The organism is Butyrivibrio sp. ob235, from assembly GCF_900109475.1.
In the GTDB taxonomy this organism is placed as follows: domain Bacteria; phylum Bacillota; class Clostridia; order Lachnospirales; family Lachnospiraceae; genus Butyrivibrio.
Window position 1 is genome coordinate 1 of record NZ_FOBE01000012.1, and the last position, 26,115, is coordinate 26,115.

General features: G+C 41.3%; 22 protein-coding genes. 5 read left to right on the forward strand and 17 right to left on the reverse strand.

Annotated features, from left to right (window positions below; genetic code table 11):
- The 6 genes from BMW61_RS10130 to BMW61_RS10155 form a co-directional block, all read right to left on the reverse strand.
- The coding region (locus tag BMW61_RS10130; protein ID WP_442857294.1) for a hypothetical protein at nt 1-230 on the reverse strand (230 nt) is incomplete at its 3' end.
- A 137-nt stretch (nt 231-367) separates the two neighbouring features.
- The gene (locus BMW61_RS10135; RefSeq protein WP_091821525.1) at nt 368-1,633 is read right to left on the reverse strand and encodes a serpin family protein; all 1,266 of its coding nucleotides are present in this window, start codon (nt 1,631-1,633) and stop codon (nt 368-370) included.
- A gap of 22 nt (nt 1,634-1,655) precedes the next feature.
- Nucleotides 1,656-2,294: an NUDIX hydrolase gene (locus tag BMW61_RS10140; protein WP_091821528.1), complete on the reverse strand. Its 639-nt coding sequence runs from the start codon at nt 2,292-2,294 to the stop codon at nt 1,656-1,658.
- A gap of 149 nt (nt 2,295-2,443) precedes the next feature.
- Complete coding sequence (locus BMW61_RS10145) at nt 2,444-3,808, reverse strand: transglutaminase domain-containing protein (RefSeq protein ID WP_091821531.1); 1,365 nt, start codon at nt 3,806-3,808, stop codon at nt 2,444-2,446.
- Between the two features lie 163 nt (nt 3,809-3,971).
- Nucleotides 3,972-4,451 (reverse strand): fibronectin type III domain-containing protein, encoded by a 480-nt coding sequence (locus tag BMW61_RS10150; RefSeq protein WP_026497899.1) that lies wholly within the window; start codon nt 4,449-4,451, stop codon nt 3,972-3,974.
- Between the two features lie 135 nt (nt 4,452-4,586).
- Nucleotides 4,587-6,122: a hypothetical protein gene (locus tag BMW61_RS10155; protein WP_091821534.1), complete on the reverse strand. Its 1,536-nt coding sequence runs from the start codon at nt 6,120-6,122 to the stop codon at nt 4,587-4,589.
- 132 nt (nt 6,123-6,254) lie between these two features.
- On the opposite strand from BMW61_RS10155, the gene BMW61_RS10160 reads away from it, so the two are divergent.
- Together BMW61_RS10160 and BMW61_RS10165 are read left to right on the forward strand one after the other, a co-directional pair.
- A complete protein-coding gene (locus BMW61_RS10160; RefSeq protein WP_091821537.1) occupies nt 6,255-8,573 on the forward strand; it encodes a putative bifunctional diguanylate cyclase/phosphodiesterase in 2,319 nt (772 codons plus the stop codon).
- 236 nt (nt 8,574-8,809) lie between these two features.
- Complete coding sequence (locus tag BMW61_RS10165) at nt 8,810-9,040, forward strand: hypothetical protein (RefSeq protein ID WP_091821540.1); 231 nt, start codon at nt 8,810-8,812, stop codon at nt 9,038-9,040.
- Between the two features lie 138 nt (nt 9,041-9,178).
- On the opposite strand, the gene BMW61_RS10170 is transcribed toward BMW61_RS10165, so the two are convergent.
- On the reverse strand, nt 9,179-10,162 hold the full coding sequence (locus tag BMW61_RS10170) for a DUF5688 family protein (protein WP_091821543.1): 984 nt from the start codon (nt 10,160-10,162) through the stop codon (nt 9,179-9,181).
- Nucleotides 10,159-12,102 carry an AAA family ATPase gene (locus BMW61_RS10175; protein WP_091821546.1) on the reverse strand — a complete coding sequence of 648 codons (1,944 nt, stop codon included), beginning with the start codon at nt 12,100-12,102 and terminating at the stop codon, nt 10,159-10,161. The genes BMW61_RS10170 and BMW61_RS10175 overlap by 4 nt, the downstream gene beginning before the upstream one ends.
- A gap of 202 nt (nt 12,103-12,304) precedes the next feature.
- Between BMW61_RS10175 and BMW61_RS10180 the strand changes: the two genes are divergently transcribed.
- Nucleotides 12,305-12,655, forward strand: a complete 351-nt coding sequence (locus tag BMW61_RS10180; RefSeq protein ID WP_091821549.1) for a helix-turn-helix domain-containing protein — start codon at nt 12,305-12,307, stop codon at nt 12,653-12,655.
- Between the two features lie 42 nt (nt 12,656-12,697).
- Here BMW61_RS10180 and BMW61_RS22445 read toward each other — a convergent pair whose 3' ends face one another.
- Nucleotides 12,698-12,922: a hypothetical protein gene (locus tag BMW61_RS22445; protein WP_242876697.1), complete on the reverse strand. Its 225-nt coding sequence runs from the start codon at nt 12,920-12,922 to the stop codon at nt 12,698-12,700.
- Between the two features lie 77 nt (nt 12,923-12,999).
- Nucleotides 13,000-13,437, reverse strand: a complete 438-nt coding sequence (locus BMW61_RS22450; RefSeq protein WP_242876698.1) for a hypothetical protein — start codon at nt 13,435-13,437, stop codon at nt 13,000-13,002.
- A 388-nt stretch (nt 13,438-13,825) separates the two neighbouring features.
- On the opposite strand from BMW61_RS22450, the gene BMW61_RS10190 reads away from it, so the two are divergent.
- Nucleotides 13,826-14,173 (forward strand): helix-turn-helix domain-containing protein, encoded by a 348-nt coding sequence (locus tag BMW61_RS10190; RefSeq protein WP_022760733.1) that lies wholly within the window; start codon nt 13,826-13,828, stop codon nt 14,171-14,173.
- Nucleotides 14,174-14,378: 205 nt separating this feature from the next.
- Here the strand turns inward: BMW61_RS10190 and BMW61_RS10195 are convergent, their stop codons facing one another.
- Nucleotides 14,379-16,205 (reverse strand): carboxylesterase/lipase family protein, encoded by a 1,827-nt coding sequence (locus BMW61_RS10195; protein WP_091821552.1) that lies wholly within the window; start codon nt 16,203-16,205, stop codon nt 14,379-14,381.
- Nucleotides 16,206-16,676: 471 nt separating this feature from the next.
- Between BMW61_RS10195 and BMW61_RS10200 the strand changes: the two genes are divergently transcribed.
- Nucleotides 16,677-17,321, forward strand: coding sequence for a YkgJ family cysteine cluster protein (locus BMW61_RS10200; protein WP_091821555.1), 645 nt, complete (start codon nt 16,677-16,679; stop codon nt 17,319-17,321).
- Nucleotides 17,322-17,392: 71 nt separating this feature from the next.
- On the opposite strand, the gene BMW61_RS10205 is transcribed toward BMW61_RS10200, so the two are convergent.
- From BMW61_RS10205 to BMW61_RS10230, 6 genes are all read right to left on the reverse strand, one after another.
- Nucleotides 17,393-18,202 (reverse strand): YlmH/Sll1252 family protein, encoded by an 810-nt coding sequence (locus BMW61_RS10205; RefSeq protein WP_091821558.1) that lies wholly within the window; start codon nt 18,200-18,202, stop codon nt 17,393-17,395.
- Nucleotides 18,203-18,392: 190 nt separating this feature from the next.
- Complete coding sequence (locus tag BMW61_RS10210) at nt 18,393-19,787, reverse strand: sodium-dependent transporter (RefSeq protein ID WP_091821561.1); 1,395 nt, start codon at nt 19,785-19,787, stop codon at nt 18,393-18,395.
- 73 nt (nt 19,788-19,860) lie between these two features.
- Nucleotides 19,861-21,159, reverse strand: a complete 1,299-nt coding sequence (locus tag BMW61_RS10215; RefSeq protein ID WP_091821563.1) for a TldD/PmbA family protein — start codon at nt 21,157-21,159, stop codon at nt 19,861-19,863.
- Nucleotides 21,159-22,541: a TldD/PmbA family protein gene (locus BMW61_RS10220; protein ID WP_091821566.1), complete on the reverse strand. Its 1,383-nt coding sequence runs from the start codon at nt 22,539-22,541 to the stop codon at nt 21,159-21,161. The genes BMW61_RS10215 and BMW61_RS10220 overlap by 1 nt, the downstream gene beginning before the upstream one ends.
- Before the next feature lie 243 nt (nt 22,542-22,784).
- The gene (locus BMW61_RS10225; RefSeq protein ID WP_091821569.1) at nt 22,785-25,079 is read right to left on the reverse strand and encodes a beta-galactosidase; all 2,295 of its coding nucleotides are present in this window, start codon (nt 25,077-25,079) and stop codon (nt 22,785-22,787) included.
- A gap of 31 nt (nt 25,080-25,110) precedes the next feature.
- Nucleotides 25,111-26,112: a LacI family DNA-binding transcriptional regulator gene (locus BMW61_RS10230; protein ID WP_242876700.1), complete on the reverse strand. Its 1,002-nt coding sequence runs from the start codon at nt 26,110-26,112 to the stop codon at nt 25,111-25,113.
- Nucleotides 26,113-26,115 lie beyond the last annotated feature (3 nt).

Below are 26,115 nucleotides of genomic sequence, written 5' to 3' on the forward strand. Positions count from 1 at the left end.
TCATCAGTTCTAACCACTTCCCATTTTTCTCTTCTTATGGGACTGTCCTTAAGAATCTGGTTGCAGGTGGAGAGTGTCTCTGAAATGTAGTCCAATGCCATCTGTAATGCTTCATTTCGCACTCTGCTTACAAACCCTGCAAAGTCCTTTGGATTCTCCGAGAAATCTTTTGATGCTTTCTGAAGATTTGGTACTCCATTCTCAATAAAATGCTGTATACTATTTAACACAAGGGGACTCCTCCATCTAGTTGTATTAGGTTTGCACACCCGAATATCAACTATACCATGAAGGAAATCCCCTTTTTCAATTAATCCTACAAAAACTTTACGCTAGCAATAACGATAACAAATTGATAACCTTTTCATCATTTTACAATCTGCCCGTAGAAAAGTGTCTTCGGATCATCGTTATCTGTGACAATATAGTATTTGAAGGGCTCATCGGCTATAAATTCCTTTGTTTCGATCTTTTCACCGGGAGGCGCCGCCCCAAGCACTGCTATCATGCTCGCTGCAGTAGCTTCAATTCCTTCTTCATCCACTTTGATCTTTGTCTTCTGAATAATGTCGGAAATAAAAACTTCCGAATCGCTTATCATAGCTGAAAAATCTGCCTCTGGTGAAAAAGCAATCCCTGCTCCCCTGCTTTTCATGAATTCAGTCAACTCGCCATTGTCAAAAGATGCCTCTGTTTCAAATTTCGGAAGCTTGACATGGACATTTTCCGATTTGCAATCATCTATCTTGTCGCAAACATCCTCAATGTCTCCCAGCATAACGATAACATCGACATCTCCCTGCATAGGCAGGATTACAAATTTCCCATCAGCATCCTCATAATATCGGAAGTGATCGGTCTGCTCCATAAAATCCTTCTTAACGGTATCTCCGTCTATGCTCTTAAAGTCGCCTTCCTTCGTATTCATTTTTTCAAAATTTTCTACCCAGCTACTCTTCAAATAGATTGTATTTGCAAGGACCATATCTACCTGAGAAAGATCATCACTCATCTTGGGAACCAGGCCTTCAGTTCCTTCATTAACCCAGTCGTTAACAGCATCTGTGATCTTATCGGGTGCAACATCCTCCGCATCAGCATGATACAGCTGCCTGATGTTCTGTTTATATGCTTTGTTTATGCTGCCCTTTGATGCGGTATTATGCCATGCAGAGTTCAGCATTTTGAAGGTTATAAATCCACTTGCCGTATCCGGCGCAAACAATACATTGTTATACCATTCGTTCATCTCCTCCTCTTTTTCAAATCCCATAGCTTTTATTAGACTCGTCTTTGTGTCTGAGTCTGCGCCTGCCACAGCCAGAGCAAGAACCGCTCTGAAGGATGCCGGTGACACCATATAGTTTTTATCGCTGTATCCGGATTTTTCGAGAAAAGAAATGAGTTCTTCGTCAAAGTTAGTGGATATTTCTGTCATATCATCGTCTCCTTCGGGGGTAGTATCTGCAGTTTCAGCGGAATCATTTGTGTCTTCTTCGATATCTGTATTTTCTGATTTTTCGTCCGAAGCTACAGCCCTCCTGCCTCCTATGCTTTTTATAGCTGAAAGGCTGGCTATAAAAAACAGTATGCCGGCCACTATTACCGCCAGTCCCTTTAAAACATTCCTCATATATGTCCTCCTCAAGTAATAATTATTTTTGTCCGAGCGCTCTTAATGCCATAAGCCATGCCATCACATGCACCGCCTGCTGAAACTCTCCGCTTTTTATAAGCTCATCAATTTCTTCCGGTTTAATACTGTAAACGTTCAGGAATTCAGTGTCATCAAGCTGCTGCCCGGAGACCTTTTTGCATCCTTTTGCCATGAAAACATATGCATAGTTATCAGCAATTGTTGCATTTGAAGGAATTGTTATGAGATGTGTCCAATCGTCCGACTCATACCCTGTCTCCTCGGTCAGTTCACGCCTTGCAGCTTCAAGTGCCTCCTCCGCTTTGCTACAATTGATGTTATCAGCATTTTGTGAAAAATCTCTGTACTCTTTTCCGTCACTTCTTTCTATTCCACCAGCCGGGAACTCTGTGGTCACTTGTCTAATCCCCTGCCTGTATTGCCTTACGCAGATCAGATTCCCATCCTCATCAAAGGGTACAATTACCACATAATCTCTTCTGCTGTAGCTGTAGTAGGGCTCAAATTCAGTTCCGTCAGGGAACCTGAAGGCAGACTGTCTGAAATCAATCCACTCATTCTTAATTATGTGCTCGGTCTTAACCTCTTCCCAAATCAAATTTTTGTCGTTTTCTTTGTTGAACGGAAATTTATTCATAGTTGTTCCATCTCCTTTATTACTTTACTAATAATAGTTCAGCCATATTTTTTTGTCCATGAAGAAGCGGTTGGAGATAAATCCAACCGCTAAGACTTTCCCTTAAGTTTTACATAATCCCATGTCATGACTCGGCCAATTGCTTCCCCTTAATCCGCCACAGCGATGAACACGCCTTCATTGCATGCAGGAAGATAAACTGAATTATACATCCTCTTGTGATTGTAATTATCACGGTCGGAGAGATTGAAGAAATCGTAGACCGTAGGATCCTGGTCATCCCAGGTTACATCCACATTGTAGTAGTTATCGCCGAGCTTTATTATGTTCCAGGCATGCATCTGTCCGGCGTAGCCCGCACAGAGATAAGTCGGAACGCCAAGTCTCTGCATCAGATACTGGAACGCTTTGGCATAGCCCGCGCACACTGTATCATTTCCGACAATAGCACTATAAGCGCTCTGATCGAGGGGATTATGCTTATAATTCAGCTTTTCCGCAAGCAAATTATGGATATAAACCTCTTTCGAAAGATCATCCGGGAGCCCGCTTGCACCTGCCACAATCTGATCAGCCGCAGCCAGGAACTGACTGTTCGCTGAAGGAATGTCCTTTATCTTATCGTAGTATCGAAGGCGAAGCTTCACAGCCACTCCCTGATAGTCATATTCCTGATAAAAAGTTGTATCAAGCCAGAAGAGCTCGGGATGATCAAACACAACACTCATGATTATCATCTGCATCGTGTCCATTGTTACCTGCTGAACCGGTCTGAAGGCGGGATTCAAAGCTCTTGTATTCGCATATATCTGCCTGTAAAGAGATTTTCCCTCTTCACTTAGCATATTGTAATAGGGATAAAACTGCGAATCAAAGGTCAGACCCTCTCCCAGATCTCCGTAGTCCACACTGTTTATGGCCTGTCTTGCAAGACCTTCATCATCAAGCTCAATTATCTCAGGATCAAAAGCTGCATAGCCGCTCTTTCCAACGGGAACTCCGGGAGCATAAGCCACAGCTTCCGCATTGTCTGAACCATCCGAAGAGACTGTATCTTCTGCTTTGGTCTTATTATCATCAGACTCAACAACGACATGAATTCCTTTTCCTGTGAGTACGTCAACCATAGCATCGGCAGCGTTTGCAACGTCCTCAACGGTAACGTCGTTGTCTGCAGGATTATCAACCTCGGTTGCTTCAAGCTCCGCAATGGCATCAGAAATACCGGTGACTGCATTTGTAATCATGTCACCTAAACCGGAGGAAGAATTTTCTTCACTTTCAACATCGTGGGAATCAGTTTCTTCAGAATTGCCGTAGATATAGTCCCAGTCCGGGACCTCGACATAATACTTATTAGAAGTGTCCACCTGAACCTCTTCTTCATCCGCAGGCTGCAGGAGGGCACCAACCCATACACCAATATCGGGATTTACCACGCATGCAAGAATAAAAGCAAGGCATGCAAATACCAATCCCATTAATCCGTAAGCAATGTTCTCTAATATCCTCATATCATCACATCCTTGTGAAAAATCGTTAATCCGTTAACCGAAAACGAAAGGGAGCCATAAGCCCCCTTTCACTATTATTATAGTAATTCACGCAAGATATTGATATTAAAAAAACATAAATATTCCTTTAAATATTAAAACAGTGCCGATTTTTTTAATCTGCTTATTTATACCTGAATTTCTTCACCTTAGACCATTTTCCGTACTTTGTTCCGTCATCATTCTCATTAAAAGCACGGACCCTTACATAATAGACCTTCTTCTTGGTGAGACCGGATACCTTCACATAGGTCTTCCCTTTTCCTTCATTTGTGAATTCCTGAATCTCCTCATATTCAATATCTTCATCGCTCTCGTCGTCCTCTTCCGGCATCTCGAAGTTCTTATAAGGAGAAACCTGTATCTCGTATCCCTTACAGTTTTTAGCTATACGATTCCAGGTAATCTTATAGGTCTTCTTAATCTTTGTAGCCTTAACGCCCTTTACCTTGGCAGGAGCTTTTATTTTCAGCTCTTCATCGACATCTTCGTCCTCTTCGGCATTTACCTTATCCGGACCGATAAATGTAGAAACCGGAACAGCCGTAAAGAGCATAGCTGTCGCAAGCATTGCACCAAGAACCTTAAATAGTCTCTTCCTCATAGTGTTACCTCCTCGTAAGAAATAGTAATCTACTATATATTTTGTCATTTGTATTATTGTTCTTCAACATGCAGACACTATTTGTCAATGACTATGGTTCTGGCACAAAACGTGCCTGTGTTTTTTATAAAAATATTATCTTATCTTTTTATATAAATAATAATTAAACTCTGCTCCGTCCCATCCGTAAGTCTCCTTGTCGATAAGGTCATAATGGTCACCAATGGAATCCGGTATATGATCGCGCACAAGGACGTAGTCTATAAGCCCCTCCCTGACATATCTCTCCTGTTCGAGGTAGGGATTATTTTCAGGTTCGTCAACATTAAGAGTCTGAGTCTGAAACCATCTGCAGCTTGGAACAATATCGCACAAAGTGTAAAGTCCGGCATCAAGGCACCCCACATTTAAGAGTGTCGGATTCTCTGATTCAAGAACTTCATCGCGGAATCTGTACATAAAATAGCTGTCCCTATCCACTTTCATGAAAGGAATGTTCATGGAATTATTCGCAATAAAAAGCATTGCAAGTGCTGTGCAAATAGCGGGAATAAATATCTTTCCGGAAAATCCCGCCTTTGAAACAAAATTTCCCACAAATGAAAAGCCAAGTACCGCAAAGATAGCGAGCGGCAGCGAATAATAGGGAAGGTCTCTTCCTCCTCCGAAAAATCCCAAAAACATAAAAGCAAAAAGCACCGGCACATTAAGCCTTGCAAGCATATTTATCTTGTTTTTCGAGTACTTAACTCCAAATACACTCCAGATCATTCCAACTATAAGCGGCACAAAATACTGCCAGTCATCTCTAATCAGCCAGTACAGTGTCTTCGCCATATAGAGAAGGCGCCCCATAACTCCCGGAACTTCGCTCTCCACCTTGGTGTACACAAAAACATTTACATACGCATATCCCCAGTACCACTCATAGAGACCACCCTGAATTCCAAAGTAAATTATCCACGGAACAAACGGCAGAAACATTCCAAATAAAAATACGAAACAGGCTTTTATCCCCTTCAAAAATTCACCATGTGCAAGGAATGAAAAGAACACCAGCATCATCCATGCAAAGAAAAATCCAAGTCCGGTGAACTTAATATTCGCGATGAAGCCCGCAAGAATCCCCCCATAAAACACGCTCTTAAAAGGCATGGTACCCTTGCTGTAATCATTTTTAAAATATGCAAGTGAAAGGTATAAGCCCGCGGCATAGAACGGAAGGCATATCTCCTCAGCCGCTCCGCCCCACCAGAAGCTCCTGGAGCAAACAATAACCGCAAAGGTCAGTACGGCCAGGATTGCAGAAAGAACTTTTCCTTCCAAAGAGTCAGGCTTCTTCCCTGCGTCAAACAGTCTGATTATCCCGTAAAAAGCAATCACGTCCGCAAATCCGAGCACACATTCAAGTACAAATACCCCTATAAAAGTTGTATGTGAAATCAGGTAAGAAAGCCCGTAAAGAAAATACAGATACATCCCCTTCTGATCAAAGACGTCCCTATAGGGCATTTTCCCGTTGAAAATGGCCTTACCCATGGAAAAATAGCTGTTTGCATCGTCCCAGTTATTCAGAGGATACAAAAAAGACGATCTAGTTGCCAGCATAAGACATAAAACTACTGAAACTCCAAGATATATGTATATAAAAAGATTATTCTTCTTTCGCATTTTATCACTGTCTCCCATCTATGCAATTTTAGCATAATTTAAATAATCTTTTCATTTTATATTTATAAATAGCCTATTCTTCTGAATTATAATATAAACGTAATATCATTAACGAGCGCACGTGACTGAGTTATGGAAAAGATGAAGAGAATTCACAAGACCATCCTGATTGCACTTATGGTCTCATATGGATGTTTTGTGGTAAGCACCTTTGCGGGGGCTTCTCTTTTATTGACGCTTTTTTCCCCGATCACAGCCTGTCTTGCCGCTGCTGTAATTTATATCAGCGCGTATATATCTGAAGCCTACAGAAAGCATATGACGCTTCTGGGACTTGGCATACTGTCATGGGTTGCAGGGGATCTTATGACTTTCATTTTCGAGTATGTAAATCCCTCTCCCACTATCGATACCATCAGCTCGATATTTTTCATATTCCCAAATTATTTCTTCGGATTAGCCCTTGTGTTATATCTGTTCAAAAAACTGAACAGGTCATCACTTAACAGGATTGCGTACAGCTCCTTTGCAATTACCATTATAGGTTTTGTTCTCCTTCGTAAATTCCTTGACGTTCTGCTTGGAGGAGTTTATCCAAGTCCAATACAGTACGCACGCGCTCTTATCTATATTTTTCTTAATTTCTTCATCATGATGATTCTGTTTTTCCTGCTCACCATGGTGACGGGACTATCCCTAAAAAAGGGAACCTGCTTGGTCCCTCTGGGGATTTTCCTCTATATTCTCATTGACTTTGATTACACATACAAAGAAGCGATGGGCAGGGATCCTGAGAACGTATATATGAATCTTCTTTATATGCTTTTCATGATCATGATTGCTCACGGCACATATTCACAGGCGGAATTCGGGTATTCCTTCGATATAGTCAATTATCAGCGGGGCAAAAAAAGTACAACTTTTCTCAAGGTACTGGTTTCAACCCTGGTGCTCCTTGACGGTTTCTTCTATTTTATTGGATTTTTGTCGGAAAATGAGTTTTTCTACATTCTCATTGCAGTCATGGGATACTGGATAATGTCTGCGACGCATGATAATTCCATGCTTGATGAGCAGCTTTTAAAGCAGCAGAGAGAACAGAACCAGATTCTGGAAAAGCAGGTCGAAGAAAAAACAAAGGACCTTCAGTTTGCCTATGAAAACCTTCAAAAGCTTTCATCAACCGATATTCTGACCGGAATCTATAACAGACGTTACAATGCGATGTATCTCAGACAGCTCTCCGGGGAATACGCGACGAGCGGTCAGCGCTTTGCGATTTTCGCTATAGATTTAAATCACTTCAAGCCTATCAATGACACCTATGGACATGATATGGGAGACCGCGTACTTGCAGAATTCGGCCAGAGAATGCTAAACCTTCCGAAAAAGCTTATTCCTTTCAGAACCGGCGGAGACGAATTCATGATCGTAATGGAGGATGTTATCGGCAGAAAGGATGTGCTTGAGGCAGCTGAGAAGCTTCAAAAGCTTTTCAATACCCCTGTCACACTTGATACTTACAGTTTCAATCTTTCGGGAAGTATCGGAATAGCTATCTACCCCGAGGACTCCGATGATGTCAATCTCGTCGTCTCCTACGCGGATGCCGCGATGTATTCCGTAAAAAGAAGCACCATAAGGGATGATTACAAATTCTTTGACAAAGCACTGGTAGCCTCTATTGAAAAACACAGACTGCTTGAATCCATAATTAAAAAGGCTGACCCCGAGAAGGATTTCGTCCTTCACTATCAGCCTATAGTTAACATGTCCACAGGTAAGCTGCTTGGCGCTGAGGTATATCCCAGGCTTAAGCAGAATACAGATTTTGAGTATTCAATAGGCGAGCTGATTCCCATTGCGGAAGAATGTGGTCTCATGGACTCTCTCGGAAAATGGATTGTTACCGAAGCCGTAAGCCGTATGAACGCATGGAACAGCAACAGGGATGAGGCTCTCAATATATCTATCAATTTGTCTGCACTTCAGCTGCTGGATACAACCTTTATAAATCATTTGAAAAAAGTCACAAAGGATATGAACTTTCCTGTTGGTAACCTTGGGCTTGATATCAGTACAAGTGTTATGCTGAGCGCCGAAGAAACCTCCAAGGAAGCCCTTCTTGATCTTTACAATTTCGGCTTTCCTCTCTGCCTCAACGACTTTGGCGGCGGAGAACTTCGTCTGTCCAACTTTTTGGACTGCACTTTCAAGGTAATAAAAATATCCCACTCTCTAGTATCGCGAGCCGACAGAGATGATAATTCGCTTTTACTTTTAAAATCCATTCATGCCCTGGCCCGGTCACTGGATATAATCAGCTGTGCAGTAGGCGTTGAGACCAAGGAACAAGCTGACAAGATTCGTGAAATCGGTATCAACTACGCTGAGGGATATTATTACGGTAAGCCCTGCTCAGCTGAGGAATTTGAGAAAAATTATATCTAAAAAAGTCATGTTAGCTTTAATATCTGATAATTGTGTTTATTCTGTTTCCTACAATAAATTAATTTGTTAATATCACATTAAATTTCTCATATCCATTCTAAAGCTTCCCTAAATATAGTTTCTATCGTCTCCTTTTCTCTCAATTCATGTTATTAGAATCTTCTAATTTTTCCGGCTTCTACATAACATTTCGTATAACTACCATCTTTATAGTTTTACGAAAGGAGAATACGCCTATGAAAAATTACAATCAAATAAAAGATGTTCTTTTCAAACGTGGAAACCTTGGAAAAGCTGTGATTATGGCCATGCACACAACCGAGACCTACAAATTCATTAAAGATGAGCTTGATTACCTTCAACACGCGCGCAATCTTTTGCGAGATGAGTTGCTCTCAGCCTATGAATTTCTGGACCGATATGATTTGTTTGAAATATTTCTTGATGATAAGGAGGGATTGATTTAATGGCAATTGAATATTCAATATTCAATGTTGTAGTACTGTTAAGAATAAGATTACTTTAATAAAATCAAGAGTTGGTGCTATTTGTACCAGCTCTTGATTTTATGTTTTTCAAATATTCAATTTTGAATCTTTCGAACATTATAATTGCAGCGGCAATAGTTCCCCTGATTCGCGACTATACCTATAAACCGTTAAACTTAGCATTTCATCTGGATATTCCCGGTTGCACAGATCAAGCGAATGTTTTATCGTTTCAGGCTCCATTGCCGAACATCTATGAACATGGTATTCTGCAGCTGCAGTAAAAGCCACATAATAATCTGATCCACCATATAAATCGGAAATTCTTTTCATAATACCCGGATAAAATAAGCTCACAGAACCATTCGGACCATTATTGCATGTACAAACTAAAGTATCATCATCATCGATCCTGGTTACGGATTCTTCAATATCCATATACCCTGCAGACATTCCAAACTCTATGTCGTTAACTATTGTTCTTATCATGCGGATAGGATATCTTATGCTGGAATTAGATAGAGCTTTGTCAAAAATATCATCTATTCTATCTTCCATCCCCCACTTCTCAACGCAAGAAAAAGGCACCTTCACAGATGTTATTTTATCCTTCGTTTCACTGACAAGGACATACAATACAAGGACAAAATCTCCAACCATTCTGTATACCTTATCTTCAAGAAATACTTTATTTTTTTCATAGTTCAGAGGTCTTATTATCAGCTCATCCTTTACCTTCTCAAAATTTTCCAAATTGTCTATAGGATTTACTGCCTTTTTAGAAAAAGATATATTTGAATCAACAATTTCATATATCCAGTCCCACCCCTTATTTTCAAATTCATCAAACAGATACTTTCCTTCTAATCTGCAAACAAGAGCTTTATCACCTTTAACAGACTTGGTTAGCCTGAAAAAATCTCCAATAATAGTATTATCTTTACAACCATTGTATTTCAAATTTGTATCATGTATAAAGCTAATGTCTGCTTGATTATCAGCACTGTCGCCATCCTCAAACAGCTTAACCTGCCAGCCATCAATCTCATATTTTTCTATAAGCTTTTTCGTGCATTCCTTCAAAAAATCAATATATATCATGCAGTTTCACCTCCAAAATCTTCACCTGTTAAAAAATATAATTCCTTGGTTCGTTGCTTTGCAGGAAGTTTCATAATTCGCTCAGCCTGGTTCATCCTTGCCTTTTCAAACATATTTCTCACGATGCGTCCATTCCCCTTGCGTGAATCATAATTTTCAAGATTTTTAATAAAGTATTTATAGACATCTTCCTTCAGCGAATAATTTTTCTCTCTAGCCATCAATTTCAAAATCTCGAATAACTCATCTCCTGAATAATCCGGAAAATCGATGTGAAACGAAACCCTGCTCCTCAATCCACTGTTAGACTCAATAAATTTTCTCATCTCTTTTTTATATCCTGCAAATATCACTACAACCTCATCTCTGTGGTTTTCCATTTCCTGAACAATTGTATTAATAGCTTCAATTCCAAAACTATCTTTATCTTCAGACGATAACGAATATGCCTCATCAATAAAAAGTACGCTTCCCTTAGCCCTAATAAAATAATCTTTTACCGTTTTTGCTGTCCACCCCACATATTGTCCAACAAGGTCCGCGCGTCCGACTTCAATAAGTTCGCCTTTTGACAAGATCCCTCTTTGTTTTAGAATCCTCGCCATAAGTCTGGCAACAGTAGTTTTTGCTGTTCCAGGGTTACCTGTAAACACCATATGCATTCCAATTTCATTATGATTGTCTTTATCCTTGCTCATAAGCTTCTGAAGCGCATAAAAATCTATAATTCTTTTGCATAAGTGTTTAACATCATTTAACCCGACCAGGGATTGAAGTTCCAACAAAGCATCCTTTTCAACAATTTCGTCTTTAAAGTATTCATCTATCTTATTTCTGTATTGAGGATAATACTCATCCACCACGTATTTAGTCAGATACCACTTTCTGAATGTTGTATTTATTTCATCAAACGTAAATGAATTCCCGTTGGGTAAAATCTGCATGCACTCCATATCGTTAAGTACCAGATTATTCTCTTCTGCAATTTCCCTTAGTCTGGCCACTGCCTTTTTTCTGCTAAGTTCCTTGTTACTGATCTGCACAAAAGGCCATAGCGAACATATCTTGTGGATGCTATCTATAATATTCCTGTCGTTCTCGCTTACATGAAAGATCACTATATAATTACCGGAATAGTGGTTGTATTCGCTATAAACCGATTTAACTAGAGCATTTGCATCTTCAGTTGTTTTACAGTTTAGCTCAACAATAGCAAATCCGCCGTCAAGGTTATTTAAATTCTGAATCTTATAATTATTCCTGCTTAGTGATCCCATAATATCCCCAGACACTTTAATATATCGCCTGCTAGTTATTCTTCCGGCTTTTCTAAGCTCATAGATCAATTCATCATCAATTTCAGCCCTCACATTGTCATCAGCCTCAGCAACAATATAATGCATCGGCTGAGGCACCATAGCATTATATTTTTCTCTTTTCTCACGGATTCTTAATAATTCATCTCGAGGAATATATCTTCTTCTAAAAGTCTTCTTCTCAAAGCAAGCATCCAGAAGATTCTCTTTACATATAAACTGCAAATAATCCACTGAAATTATCTTGTACATCTCAGCTTTATCATCATATAGTTTTTCGAACCACTCTTCCCTGAAAAGGTCATCAAAAACATTTAAAGTTATTTCAGAAACTGTTAATCTGTCTGATGCATCAAAGTCATCACTAATATTTGAAGCAGCCATTATTCTATTTGAAAAATCTACACATTTATCAAAAATAGCCCCACATTCACACCCATTCCCTTCATACATAACCAGAATAGTGACTTTGCTCATAGTAACGTTTGACATCAATATATGAATCCCTAACTCTTTATCTCCCAACCAATATTTGGTATTAATCTGCCTTGCAACACCTAGCAATCTTTTTGTATCAGAATAAAGTGTAAAATTATACTTTAGCTCTCCCTCAAAAAACTGCATAAGCACCCTCCTCGCTTATATATGACATTTTCGCATATTTGAATAAATTTCCATCTGCATACGCCATTGGTATATACCGTTGCCATATATACTAAATCTCCTTTTTGTATATGTCAATGCCATTTTTTGAACATTTTATTTTGAGCACCACTTTGTGGTAATATATCTATAATTGATTATCCATATAAGAGGTGACAAACAATTGAAACAGAAGATTAACACAGATAGATTAAAAGAAATGCGTGAACAAAAAGGGTGGAATAAGTTAATTGCTTCTCAGGAAATGGGGCTCCTTCAAAGCGTATATTCCAGATATGAAAAAGGCACACGCACTCCCACATATCAAGTCATTCGGACTATGGCTCAATACCTCGGAACTTCTGCTGAATATCTTACTGACCAGACCGATGATCCCTCTCCTGTTGAGTATTTAATTACCGGCGATGATCCCAAGCTCTCGTTTATTATTGAAAACTATTCCCGTCTTCCAGAAGAACCCAGAAATAACATTTATAAATACGTTAAAGACATATCTTCAAAGTACAAAAAATAAGAGCCGGCGCATAACGCGCTGGCTCATTTCATCAGACCACATTCATCTCAAGTTATCATCACACGAATTGCCCTGATATTCAGTTAACATTTTTTCAAAATAACCTGGATTGCTTATTGCTTTGGTAATATCCTCACTTCTTCCACATTTTGCAAGCCAAGCATATAATTCATTAACCAATTGTACTCCTTGCCTCCTACCCTCGCTATATGAGATATCTTTCTCATTCTTAATATGGAGTTCTTCATCATATTCAGTAAGCAACATATCTGTAGCCTCCCTTCTATGTTTTTTCAAAAACTCGGCAAGAATGCCTTCTCTGATGCATCTGTCGATTGCAACTTTTATAGACTCTCTACGTGTTTTCTTTTCAGAAAGCTAAGTTTCATTTCCATTTGGTCCGGCTCGTTTGCCATTCCATTGTAAAAGACTATAAACTGAGGAGTAGGAACCATTACCAGATTACTACTGTAAATGTCCTTTCGCCCCTCAAACAGTTTCCTATACAGCGCAGCAAAATACAAAAAACCCCTAAATGGCATATTGGGATTTACTGTGCTTTGGTGTTCGTATAAGTTTAGAACATCCGTAATCAAAAAAGAAATATCATTCTTCATCCCCATATATATGAAATCCTCAATGGTATTTAATTCGATATCATCTGGATTGTCATAGTCTGTTCCATTAACAGCGTTATACAGGTCAAGAAGCTCTTTCTTATCTGAAAACAGCCTTACAAACAGCCTCGACTTATACTCACGATTCACTTTTTCATTGCTCAATTTCTTACCTCCATTATATTTTCTAGTAATTATGGTTGCAAGTAACATATTGTTGGAGACAAAAAATCAAAGAAAAACCTAACACCTAAAGATCAAACAAATAGAAAAATAATCGATTATCTGTAAAAAATAAATGGAAAAAATGGATGATATATCCGGATGTCTCCGCAAATTTGAAACATGCTCGTGTAATATATCACCCTGTCCCCTTTTTGTAAAGTATGAAATCATTAGTATGGCATCCATTGTATATATAGTTCAATAATTGGCACAATCGTAATTTGAGCCGTTTTTTATGAATCTCTAGTATAAATTTTAGAAAAATAGGTAGTGTTAGTATGCATTTTTATAAGCTGCATACGACATACTATTTTAAAGGAGAACTTGAATGAATATTACCGAAGAGATTGGAAACCGTGTTCGATTTTACAGAAAAGAGAAGAACCTTAGCCAGGAGGAGCTTGCTTTGCAAAGCGATCTTCATCCTTCATATATCGGTCAGCTTGAGAGGGGTGTAAAAACTCCCTCCGTCAACACTATTTATAAAATCACAAAAACTCTTGATATTTCAATGTCTGATTTCATGAAGAATATAGAGACAATTGATACAGCAGAGGATTCCTACGCTATGAAATCCTATTTGCTTATCGAGCAGGAAACTGCTCACGATCAGAGAGCGATTTTTGAGATTGTTGAAAAAATATTGTCCATGAGACCAAAGAAACCAAATCAGTAACAAAATAAACTGCGTATGCAGCTGAAAAAACTCCTGCCACTTATGAATATCGGCAGGAGCTTTTTTGTTCCCTCATCCGTCTGCTGCGCAGACACCTGTCTACGCTCCGCTTCGGTCCGCGCTAAGCCGACGTCCCCCGGACGTCGAGCGCCCCCTAGGGGGAAGGCATTGTAATAATTGTCTTCCCCTAGGGGGAGGGCTTTAGTCATTCATTCTGATACTTATCAATAATCTTATTAAGCTCGTGATAAGGATTATCAATGAGTTTTATCTCATCATTAAATTCCAGGAGTTTATCTTCCTCTGAATTCCACTTCGGCCATTCGGGTATGTTTATTGTTTCAGAAGAATCACTTCCCTTATTAGGGTCTCCTGTCTTGGCAAAATTGGTCCAGTAGGTCTGCATAATTTCTGAAAGCTCGTAGTCACTATCATTATACATCCCCGGATGGTAGAACAGGTTTCCATAAGCGTAGGGCATCTCGCCCGCATGGTTATTACTAAGGTAGGGATTTGTCTTAGTGAAGAAATACTGGTATACATCCCTGCCCTGTGCTTCCATGTATCTGCTCCATACATTGTGACTGTAGGAAAACCATGCATCACTGTATATGAAATTAAGGCTGCCCTTCGCATCCCCTTTGGGATCAATGATGAAATACTTATCTCTTTCTACGGCTCCGGGCGGAATAAGCTCTGCTGCCTCTCCTGCGTAGTCTCCAAGTATATCCATCAGAATCTCCTCGTAATTTTCAGAGGTTGCCTTTGTCGAAAGCAAAAATGCGTCCGCCTCTTTTAGATTCGATCCGTTTAAAAGCGCCTGCTCGTGGTTTTCTCCCTTTTCATAAGTAAGGTAGGGCTGCTCCGCTATCGCATATCCGTCCACACACATATCACTGTTCTGAGTCTTTGTCGTAATAAGTTTTTCCGCATCTATTTTCCTGAGTTCTGCAACATTTTTCGCGCCGAACTCCTTCAAGATTTCATCTCCTGTTACCAGAGCCTCGGACATATCTCTGAAGGTGTGGTAGGGCTTCTTAGCTGCTATTCCGCTGCTCTCAGCAATAGCTCTTACAAATAATCCTTTTGTAAGCGGTGATACGCACAGCGCCTGAACTGAAGAAGATCCAGCAGACTCACCTGCAATGGTTATATTATCAGGGTCACCCCCAAAGGCTCCGATATTTTCATGGACCCACTCCAGTGCCTTTATCTGATCAAGGAGTCCGTAATCGCCTGTCGTATGGTTCACGGATTCCGCAGCCAACTCATCATTTGCCATGTAGCCCAATATCCCCAGGCGGTAAGCGAAGTTTACAAGGATAACATCTTTCTTTGCAAAGCTCTCTCCGCGGTATTCAGTGTAGTAGGACTGACCTGTTGTGAGTGAACCGCCATGAATAAAGAAAACTACCGGCAGCGGCTCACCGCTATAATCCGCAGGTCTGAATACATTCAAGTACAGACAGTCCTCACTCATAGCATCCCTGTACTGATCTGTTAATGAAAATCTGTAATCGTTAGTTCCAAGTATCTGCGACAAAGATGAGTAGAGTTCAGAAGATCTCGGCTGCATCGCCATTGGACCGTAGGTGTCACAAATCCTCACCCCTGCCCAGCTATCCGGATCCTGTGGCTCCTTCCACCTTAGATCTCCCACAGGAGGCTTTGCATAAGGGACTCCGGCAAAAATCTCTGCACTGTGATCCTCATTATAAACACCTGAAATATCTCCCTGAGCCACATGAATCACCGCTGTCTGCTCGGGATTTTTGTAGGTAACTGCGGAAATTCTTTTTACAGGGGGTGAAGTAAGTTTATAGTTTACTGCAAAAAGCATAAGAAGTATTACTACTGCTCCTATCGCAGTGCGAACATCCCACTTGCCACTCTTTTTCATGAACATTCTGATGCAGAACAATGCCGCTGCCAGTATTATTCCAACAGCCCAGCCAAGAAGGGTGTTCTTTGAGAGCTCAAGCAGAAGTATATAAAGTATTGTGATTATTACTATTAGTATGCTGTATGCCATATTTCAATTGCCTTTCAATAATATTTAAATGAACCTGGCCAATTATTGCCATATCCCTATTATCCTGATTGTAAATTAGTTCTTTTTACTATTTTGCATTTAGATTGCGCACAATCTATTTCTATACCTTACATGAATTTCCCCTATTTGTCAATTTCATATACTTCTTTTCGCAATTATACTCTTTATATCATTTTGTTACTCTTTTTAGCCTGTTTTCAAGAAATTCTTAAGGATATTCTTCGCAATCAAGACATTTTTATTATTTTGTTACTCCTATTTTCCAAGATAAAGAGTAACAAACTGTTGGATTTAAATATTTTGCGAAATATCCATCCTTAAGAAGGCCATATTCAAAGCAAAAAGGGTAACAAATCATGGAAAACGAAGCATTTTGCGAAAAGGACTTTTTAAATCAAAGATATAATCTTGTATAATAAGATAAAAACTGAAATCCACAGGTACTTAGTAATGAAAAGAAATGTTGATATAAAAGAAATCTCAGACGGAAAAATCTATGACGCCGGTGATATGGCTAAGCTTGATGTCGGTGACTGCAAAGGATGCCATGCCTGCTGCACCGGAATGGGTGATTCCATAACGCTGGATCCTTATGATGCGTATAGATTGGAAAAAGGGCTTGGGAAGTCTTTTGAACAACTGCTTGCAGAAAATCTCGAGCTTCGAGTGGCTGATGGCATAATACTCCCCTGCCTTAAAATGGGAGAAAATGATGCGTGCTCTTTCCTGAATGCGGAAGGACGATGCAGTATACATCCGCACCGTCCCGGAATATGCAGACTTTTCCCACTTGGAAGAATATATGAAAATGAAACTCACAGGTATTTTCTTCAGGTGAATGAATGTAAAAAAGAGCGCCAGTCTAAAATCAAGATAAAAAAATGGATAGATACTCCGGAATTTTCAAAGTATGAAGCCTATATTGATAAGTGGCATTTCTTCATAAAAGGGATTGGCGACAGAGCTCCCGAAATGCCGGAAGAACAGTTAAAGGCTGTTAATATGGGACTTCTTAAAGTTTTCTACCTGACCGATTATGATACAGCTTCGGATTTCTATGAACAATTTGAGAAAAGACTGTCTGCATTAACCTGATAAAAGAGTAATATTTCAAAAAAGCATCTGTCTTTAGCAAAAAGCTAAGAACAGATGCTTTAATTTTACATTCAAACGAACAACTTCACATTTACGTAGCATCGCCCTTTTCTGGTGGTGCCACTCTGCCCCAGGTAAATAAACTTTCCGTGGCCGCTGACTGAAACTCTTGAGCCTGCCTTGAGGTCATAGCCACCACTGTAGGCTGTTCGCCCGTCTATGAAAACCGACTCACTTTCTATCAGCTTCTGCGCCTCGGCTCTTGAGAGATGATATACAAAAGCTACGATAGCGTCTGTTCTCTCCGAAGCCACGCTTCCGCTTATCTCCTCAAAAGCCGGTCTGATCTCACATTCGGAAGGATTGACCATCGTACATTTCACTGAGGTGTGTCTGATTCTGATCAGTTCCTTACAAATAAGCTCGCCGATTTCAGGTGTTGAAAAAACGTAGGCCTCTTTTTCTCCCGTAAGAATATCTCCTATCTGGTCCCTCTCGATACCAAGATTCATCAGTGATCCGAGATAATCCCTATGAGTAAGGTCGTCCGAAAACCTGTTATTTACCGGTGTTATGTGAATGCATTTCAGAACAGAGGGCTCTGCCTTTTCTGCGGCCAGAAAGCTTTCTTCATCGAGATAGTCCGGAAGAAAGCAAACCATCGCCCTCTCGGCATCCTCGAAACCGCCGTATACCACATATTTTGATCCGCAATATTCATGCACATTTGCGGGCACGCCCTCCGAAGCAAATATACGGTAGACGCTGGCCAGCTCGGAAACCGATAAAAAATCGGTGTGAGTAAGAAAACTGTTCTGATATGCTTTTGTCGCGAGATCTTTAAGACGTCCTGCGAGGAAGTCTTTTGATTTTTCTTCCATACGGTTCCCCTCATCCGGCACTTCGTGCCACCTGTCTCCGCTCCGCTCCGGTCCGCGCAGAACCGACATCCCCCGGATGTCGTGCGCCCCAAAGGGGAAGGCTTAATTACATATAAATACTCATCTTCCCAAGGGGGAAGGCTTAATTACATATAAATATTCATCTTCCCAAGGGGGAAGGCATTATTGTTTACATCTGAATAATTCCAAATACGTTTAAGATGGCGCTAATGAGGATAACGATTACAAAAACAGGGCAGAGGAACTTGATCATAAAGGAGAAGGTCTTCTTTCTCTTGAAAGGATGTCCGTCCTGCTCTACTTCCTCCTCGATGCGCTCGATGCCTGCAAACTTTGTGATAAGGATGCAGGTTGCAAATGCAGCTATCGGCATCATTACGGAATTGGTAATGAAGTCGAAGAAATCAAGGAACTGCATTTTTAATATTGTGACACCTGCAAGAGGGCCGTTACCGAGTGATGAAAGGCTTCCGAGAACAAGCATGATAAATGCCATAATTACGGTGCCCTTTTTACGGCTCCATTTAAACTCATCAGAGAAGGTTGAAACCGCACTCTCTGTAAGAGCAATTGCACTTGTTACAGCTGCAAAAAGAACGAGTGCAAAGAACAAGATTCCGATGAGACGACCTACTCCCATGCTCGCAAAAATCTTAGGCATGGTGATAAACATAAGCGAAGGTCCCTTATTAAGGTGTTCCGGATCTCCGCCTGAAAAAGCAAAGACAGCGGGGATGATCATCAGGCTGGCAAGGATTGCGATAGCGGTGTCAAAGAACTCAACCTGTCTTGTGGACTCGTCGATGCTGACTTCCTTTTTAACATAGGATCCGAAAGTGATGAGGATACCCATAGCAATTGAAAGTGAGTAGAACATCTGTCCCATTGCTGTAACCACAGTCATAAGTGAAAACTGCGCAAAATTGGGAATGAACAGATATTTAACACCCTCTATTGCTCCCGGTCTTGTAACAGAATATGCGCAGATAATTACAGCAAGCACAACAAGAATAGGCATCACTATTTTGGATACTCTCTCTATTCCGTTACGAACTCCCATAAAAATTACGCCAAGTACCAGCACCGAGAAAACTATGAACCAGAATTCTGCCGATACTCCGTTGGAAATGAAATTAACAAAAAAATCATCACCTGCGATTTCAGCAGGACTTTTCACAAAGTATTCAAACAGATACTTGCATACCCAGCCACCGATAACCGAATAATAGGGAACGATCAGCATCGGAATGATAGCGTTGATCCAGCCACCGATATCCATCAGCTTGTTATGTCCCAAGGCTTCAAATGCACCAACGGGGCTCTTCTTCGTAGCTCTTCCTATGGCAGTCTCTGCCATGATCATGGTGTAACCAAAGGTCAGCGCCAGAATTACATATACGAGAAGGAAAATACCTCCACCAAATTTTGCACAAAGATATGGGAACCTCCATATATTTCCGAGTCCTACTGATGCGCCCGCAGCGGACAAAACAAAACCAACTTTACCTGAAAATGAACTCCTTTTCTTCAAAACAACCTCCAAAATAACAAAAAATCCCCTCATCCGTCAGCTACGCTGACACCTTCCCCCCAAGGGGAAGGCATATTATTTATACATCCCCCAAGGGGAAGGCTTATTAATTTCCGGATATCGTCACGTTCTCGACGAGAATGCTCGGCATAACCATATTTCCGTCGCAGAGCTGCTCTTTCGAAATCGCACGAATATTTTTAAGCATTTCAAAGAGATTAGCACTTATCATGGTCTCAATGACAGCTCCTTTTATTTCACCGTTTTCTACATAGAAAGCGTTCTTGGCAACACCGGACATTTCTCCATTTGCCCCCGGTGATCCGGCAGAAACAGAGCCCACAATAAGGCCTCTCTTAATGCTCTTCACCATATCTTCATAGGGTGTATCACCGGCATCAACCACCGTATTAAAGGATGAATTCGGTGCGCGTTTTACGCCACACTTGTTTGCAGCATACAAACTAGCCGCAAAGCTTTTGAGAACACCTTTTTCAATAAGGTTATAGTCCTCTGACCTGAAACCATCAGATGTATGAACCTCTGTGGCAAGAATTCTTTCATCCCACGGATTGAAGCGAACTGTTAGAAGCGGCGAAGCAACCTGCTCTCCGAGCTTATCAAGCCATACACTTGTCTTTGTAATAAGAGTATGGTCAACAACCGTATTGCCGATTATAGCACCAAGCATCTGAGATGCGCATCCGGGTGTGAGTATTACATCGCCTTCAAACTTATCGCTGATTTTCATAGGATTAAGTGAATTCTCTGCATCCTGCAGATCCTTCTCTATGCTTCCGAGAGTGATAAGTTTGCTGTCCAGATTATCGAACACTGCATATGAAACAGCAACACCTGTGGTGTTCTCACCATCATTTCCTGCGAACTCGGTAGCAATCATATAGTAACCGAAATCCACATCATCTTTTGTTCCGTTCGTATTTATGAAAATAGATTTCCCTCTGATATACTTTGCAAACATCTCGATAAGCATAATGTTCTTATGCTCTCTGGCAATATCATCGGAAAGCTCCTTTGTTCTCTCCATCAGTTTCTCAATGTCCGGAGTAAGTGCGCCTTTTGTAAACGAAGCAGGTTCAAGTCCAGGAGCAATGTCGAATGCCTCATCGGGGCTTCCGGCTTCAGCTGATGCGATTACTTCATCAATCGCCTTTTCAATGCTCTCCTTATCACACTTGTTGATACTTGTGGATGCCTTCTTATGGTCCTTGATTACCTTGATAGACACATTGTTATCAAACATGGTTCTGAAAAGTGTGAACTTTCCGTCTTTCATTGTGATCTCATTTGTCTCTGTCTCATAGATAGTGAAATCTGCTTTAAGGTCACCTTTAGTCTTTATGTAATCGGCAATTATATCCGACACTTCGTATAAGTTAGCCATTATCTACCTCCGATCGTTATTTTGCACTTAATTGCCGGTCCGCCGGTTGAAACAGGCATAGCCTGCTTTTTGCCGCAGGTTCCGCTCCACCAGATTACGGAGTCGGATACCATATCAACGGTTTTCAGCATATCAAAAGCAACACCGGAAACAGTAGTATCAAGGATAGCTCTTCCAAGCTTTCCGTTTTTAATCTCATAGCCGCAGGTTATTCCGAACATGAACTCACCTGTAAGGTCAGCCTGTCCGTTACCGGTTCCCAAGAGATAATAACCATCATCTACAGACGCAATCATGTCTTCAAGCTTATCTTTTCCGGGAAGAACAGTCGTATTTCTCATGCGGATAAGCGGCTCATCAGAAAAGGTGTAACCCCTTGAATTACCGCAGGGCTCAACTCCATATTTAAGAGCACTCTCACGATCATGCATATAGCCTGTAAGTATTCCGTCCTTAACAAGTACCGCATCCTTTGCAGGTACGCCTTCGTCATCAAGATAAACCGGGAAGGGCGCGTCCACTCCAAAAGCTGTATGAGCGTAGTCAACAATGCTGACAAGCTCTGATGCCACCTGTTTTCCAAAATTCGGTCCGGCTACCGAACCGCCGTCAACAAGGTCTGCCTCAACAGTATGTCCCACAGCTTCATGTGCGATCATTCCTGCAACATCAGGATGAAGAATTACGGTTTTAACTCCGGCCTCGGCATAGACACCGTCAGCCTTTGCTTTAATATTCTTATATAAATCCTCAAGTCCTTCATATATAGGATTAAGATCTGCAAAATGCTCACCTGCATGGCCGCAGCCAAAGAACATTCTGAAAAGTTCAACCGGTTTTCCTTCTCTTGAATTCATGCTGAACTCGACCATTATCCTACATCTGGGATAAGCCACATGTCCGTCCGATGCATCGGAAGTAACGATTATCTTCTCCATCGTATCTTCCGTATAAATTACACTTCTGCTAAGCAGATCCGTGTAGGTCTTCTCGATGTATGCATCGATTTCCTTGCAGATGTCCACCAGTTTTTTCTGCTCATAATCAATTATCATTCTGGGTGATGTTATATGAGAACTGATAACTTCGGGATAAGCTTTCTTCTTTTCGGAATTAAACTTATCAAGATATTTTGCATTTTCAGTTGCAGCCTTAATGGTCTTTGCCGCAGCGTCCTTAGAATACTCCGCAGTAGATGCAAAGCCGTAAGCCCCGTTACAATATACTCTGGCACAGATTCCGCTCTCCTCTGAGCGTTCATTTGCCACAAGATTACCGTTTTGTATAACGATTTTTCTGTACCTGTTTTCCTGTCCTCTCAGAACAGTCTGAACCCCGGTCTCAAAGAGACTTTTTTGTCCCAATAAGATGTCTTCTAGCATATACTCTCCTCCGTTTTTTTGTTTTTCCCCCCAATTTGTGCCGCGCTTTTTACAGATTAAAAAATGCTAAACACAGCATTACTATTTTACTATTATAAAAGTAATCTGCATAGGAAAAAATGAACAAGACTCAAAGACTAATAACACCTTCATAAAAAAGTGCCATGCACAGTGGGTAAAATCCACCATGCATGGCTATTACAAGTAACAACAAATAATAAAATAATCCGGTCTTTGGTCATATCACCATAGTTTTATCTTGTACTGTGCAACGCTCTCTACTGCATCAATTCTGCAGGCACACTTCTTACCTTCTGCTTCTTCAGATAGCTGCGGCCATTCCTGAAGATAAATCTCCTGATCTTCGAAAAGCGGATGAATTACCACTTCGCCTTCAAAGCTCTCCTCCATCTCAGTTTTTCCTTCAGAACCGATAAAGCGCTTTAAGCCTATCTCCCAGTCCTGTCCGGTGTAAAAACTGTCGGCGATCAGCTCTCCCTCGTGGAAAATATCGATGTCACTTTTTGCAAAGAGTTCTCCTCGATCTCCGGCATATTTTATATGAAGATAAACTTCATCAATCTCTTCGTCTATGCTGGTAACATTCAGCTGGTATGCCTTTTCGTCTTCTTTTATCTCAGCCTTTACCGGATTAAGCAGCGAATCCACATATCTGTAATCCGCAAAATCCATGCTGTCCACCATGTAGGTGTCTGACACGTTCTCTGCATCGGCATGAATAAATCCCGAAGGTGTCTCATCGAGATCCGGCCACACTCTGAAAGAAACAGTGTGCTCTTTTCCATCAGACGGAATCTCAGCATAAATCTCATAACCGTTCGGATTGCCGTTTTCAAGCACTCCGCTTCTTCTCTGGTTGCTTCCGATAATCCTGTCGACAACATCGTACTCGCAGATTACCAGGTGCTCAGCGCCCCTCTCGTCGGTTATCTTAACGGTATGCTCAGCTTCGAAGCTACTTAAGGTAACGATTTTGATGCTTCCAAGGTCACCCTCTATCTCAGCTGCAGCCGAGTCTCTTTCATCCGCATAGAAAACGTATGCATTTTCTCTTCCTCTCTCATCATGAAGAATGCAAAGAGGAATCATGTTGGCCTTCTTCAGAACCGCATCAAAGCCAATCGGCATGTTAAAGGGATAGAAGAAATAGTCACCGTTTTTCACATCCCGCTCTTCAAACTCGGCTATCACATTTCCGTTTTCATCATGAGCCTTCAGGGTAATGGCGTCATGAGCTTCGAGCTCATATCTTCTCTGATAGTTGTTCACAAATAAAAATCCGCTCATCAGCTCTTCGCCGTTTATATCCTTTTTCACAGCCCTTACAGCAGTTCTAAGGTCAGATGAGTTATCCGGCTTATCCGGGTTTCCGGGCTGCGGGATATATGGCATGTCGCAAAGTGTCTCTCCAAAATCCGCGGTAAACATGGAAAGTCTTCTGACCCTTCTGTAGGTCTCGGACATCTGCCCGTACTCTTTAATAGGAGCGTTAAAATCATAGGACAAAACCGGAAGATCGTTGGGATATCCTGTCTCCCTGCTCTCCTGAAGAGTAGTAAGTTTTCCCTCAGGATTCGTTCCGCCGTGATACATATAATAACCAAGAAGATTAGCACCACTGCCCATCTTCACCATGCTCATGGCCTCGGTATCAGTTCCGGTCGCTATGCATCTTCTGTGGTGAGTAACCTGAAGTCCGCCTCCGAGCTCAGCTGTAAGATAGGGGAATTTATCCATATCAAAAGTGATCCCGACACCAAGTCCGTGATCCGATCCGATATTGTGGTCATTTCTTTCCTTGGTAAAAATGTAGTTGCCGCTGGGTTCGATTTCAGTGGTTCTCTGATCCCAGGGTGCTTCACAGTAGCCGCCCATAACAGGAAGCATGCCCCCTGTAACAGCGCCGCCCCAACCGGTTGCCGTATAGATTGGGACATCAAATCCAATTTCCACAGCCATGTCGCGAAGGGTTCGCATGTGCTTTTCACCCTCCTCGCCGCCAAAACCACCACAGTGTCCGTACTCGTTTTCAATCTGCACTCCGATGATAGGACCGCCATCCTTCAGGAAAAATCCCTTTGCCTGCTCATAGATGTGCTCATAAAAATTTCTCGCATGCTCAAGATATTCAGGCGCATTGCTTCTAAGTTCGTATCCTTTTTCTTTAGCATCCTCAAGAAGCCAGTCCGGGAAACCACCATTTCTTGCTTCGCCGTGTGCCCAGGGTCCTATTCTAAGGATGCAGTTAAGTCCTACGTTTTTAACAGTGCCAAGGAATTTTCGGAGATTCCTGTCACCGCTAAAGTCGAACTCACCGCGAATTTCCTCGTGATGAATCCATATTGTGTAGAGCGATACGATAGAGACACCGCCGCTCTTCATTTTGCAGAGTTCTTCCTCCCAATATCTGTTCCTGTATCTGGAAAAGTGCATTTCACCCATTACGGGATAGAAACCCTTTCCGTCAAGGGTAAGTGACATGGTATTAAATGATAATTGTGAATCTTTTGATAGCATAATATTCTCCTAGGGTAAGGTAAAGAGAGCACTACTTCGTGCTCTCTTTCATTGTTACTTCGTAGGTCTTGAGTTTCTGGTTCTCGACCTTCTCGCCGTCGATAAGTCGCAGTAGCATTCTTGTTGCAACAGCGCCCAGGTTTCTGTCGTCAAAATTTAGTGACGTAACTGGAACCACAGAGTTTTCAAGCGTTGTACTGTTGTAGAAAGATGCAAGTCTAAGATCCTCGGGTATTTTGATGTTTGCTGTTCTGCAGATCCTTATCACATAAGCCGCAAGCAAATCATCCATACAGATCACACCGTCGACCTTCTCGGCTGCCAGTCGCTTTACTATCTCAGTCATCTTCTGTTCGTTTCCCTGATCAAGGAAAACCAGCGAATCATCGAGCTTTTTCCCTGTCTGTGCAAAGGCTGCTGCAAACCCTTCATATCTCTTCTTTGTGATCACAAGATTTCTTGATCCTCCGAGAAGGGCAAGTTTAGTGTGCCCTTTTCCTATCATAATCGAGGTGAGCTCCTTGCATGCATCAAAGTGATCGTTATCAACCGTGATGATTCTCTCATCCGGTGATTCACCTATTGCAACGAAAGGAACGCCGCTTTTTAGCAGGTATTCTGCAGGCTTGTCATAGATCAGAGTTCTTGTCAGAACAACACCGTCAACCTTGCGATTTTCAATAATTCTCTTAAGGCTGCTCATGTCATCTCCGCTGACCACAGACACGATAATATCATATCCGTGTCCGCTGGTCACTTCACTCATTCCGACAAGACACTTCTGAAAAAACGAAAGATCCACAAGAGAATAATCCCCCGGCCAGACTACAGCAATACTGAAGGTTCGGCTCTCAGCAAGGCTCTTTGCTACGACATTCGGTCTGAAATTATTTTGATCAATGTATTCAAGAATGCGGGTCCTTGTAGTTTCACCTATACGCCCCTTTCCCGAAATAGCCCTGGAAACGGTGGTTTTGGAAACTCCAAGGGCAGCCGCTACATCCTCAAGTGTAGTTTTTTTTGCATTATTCATAGT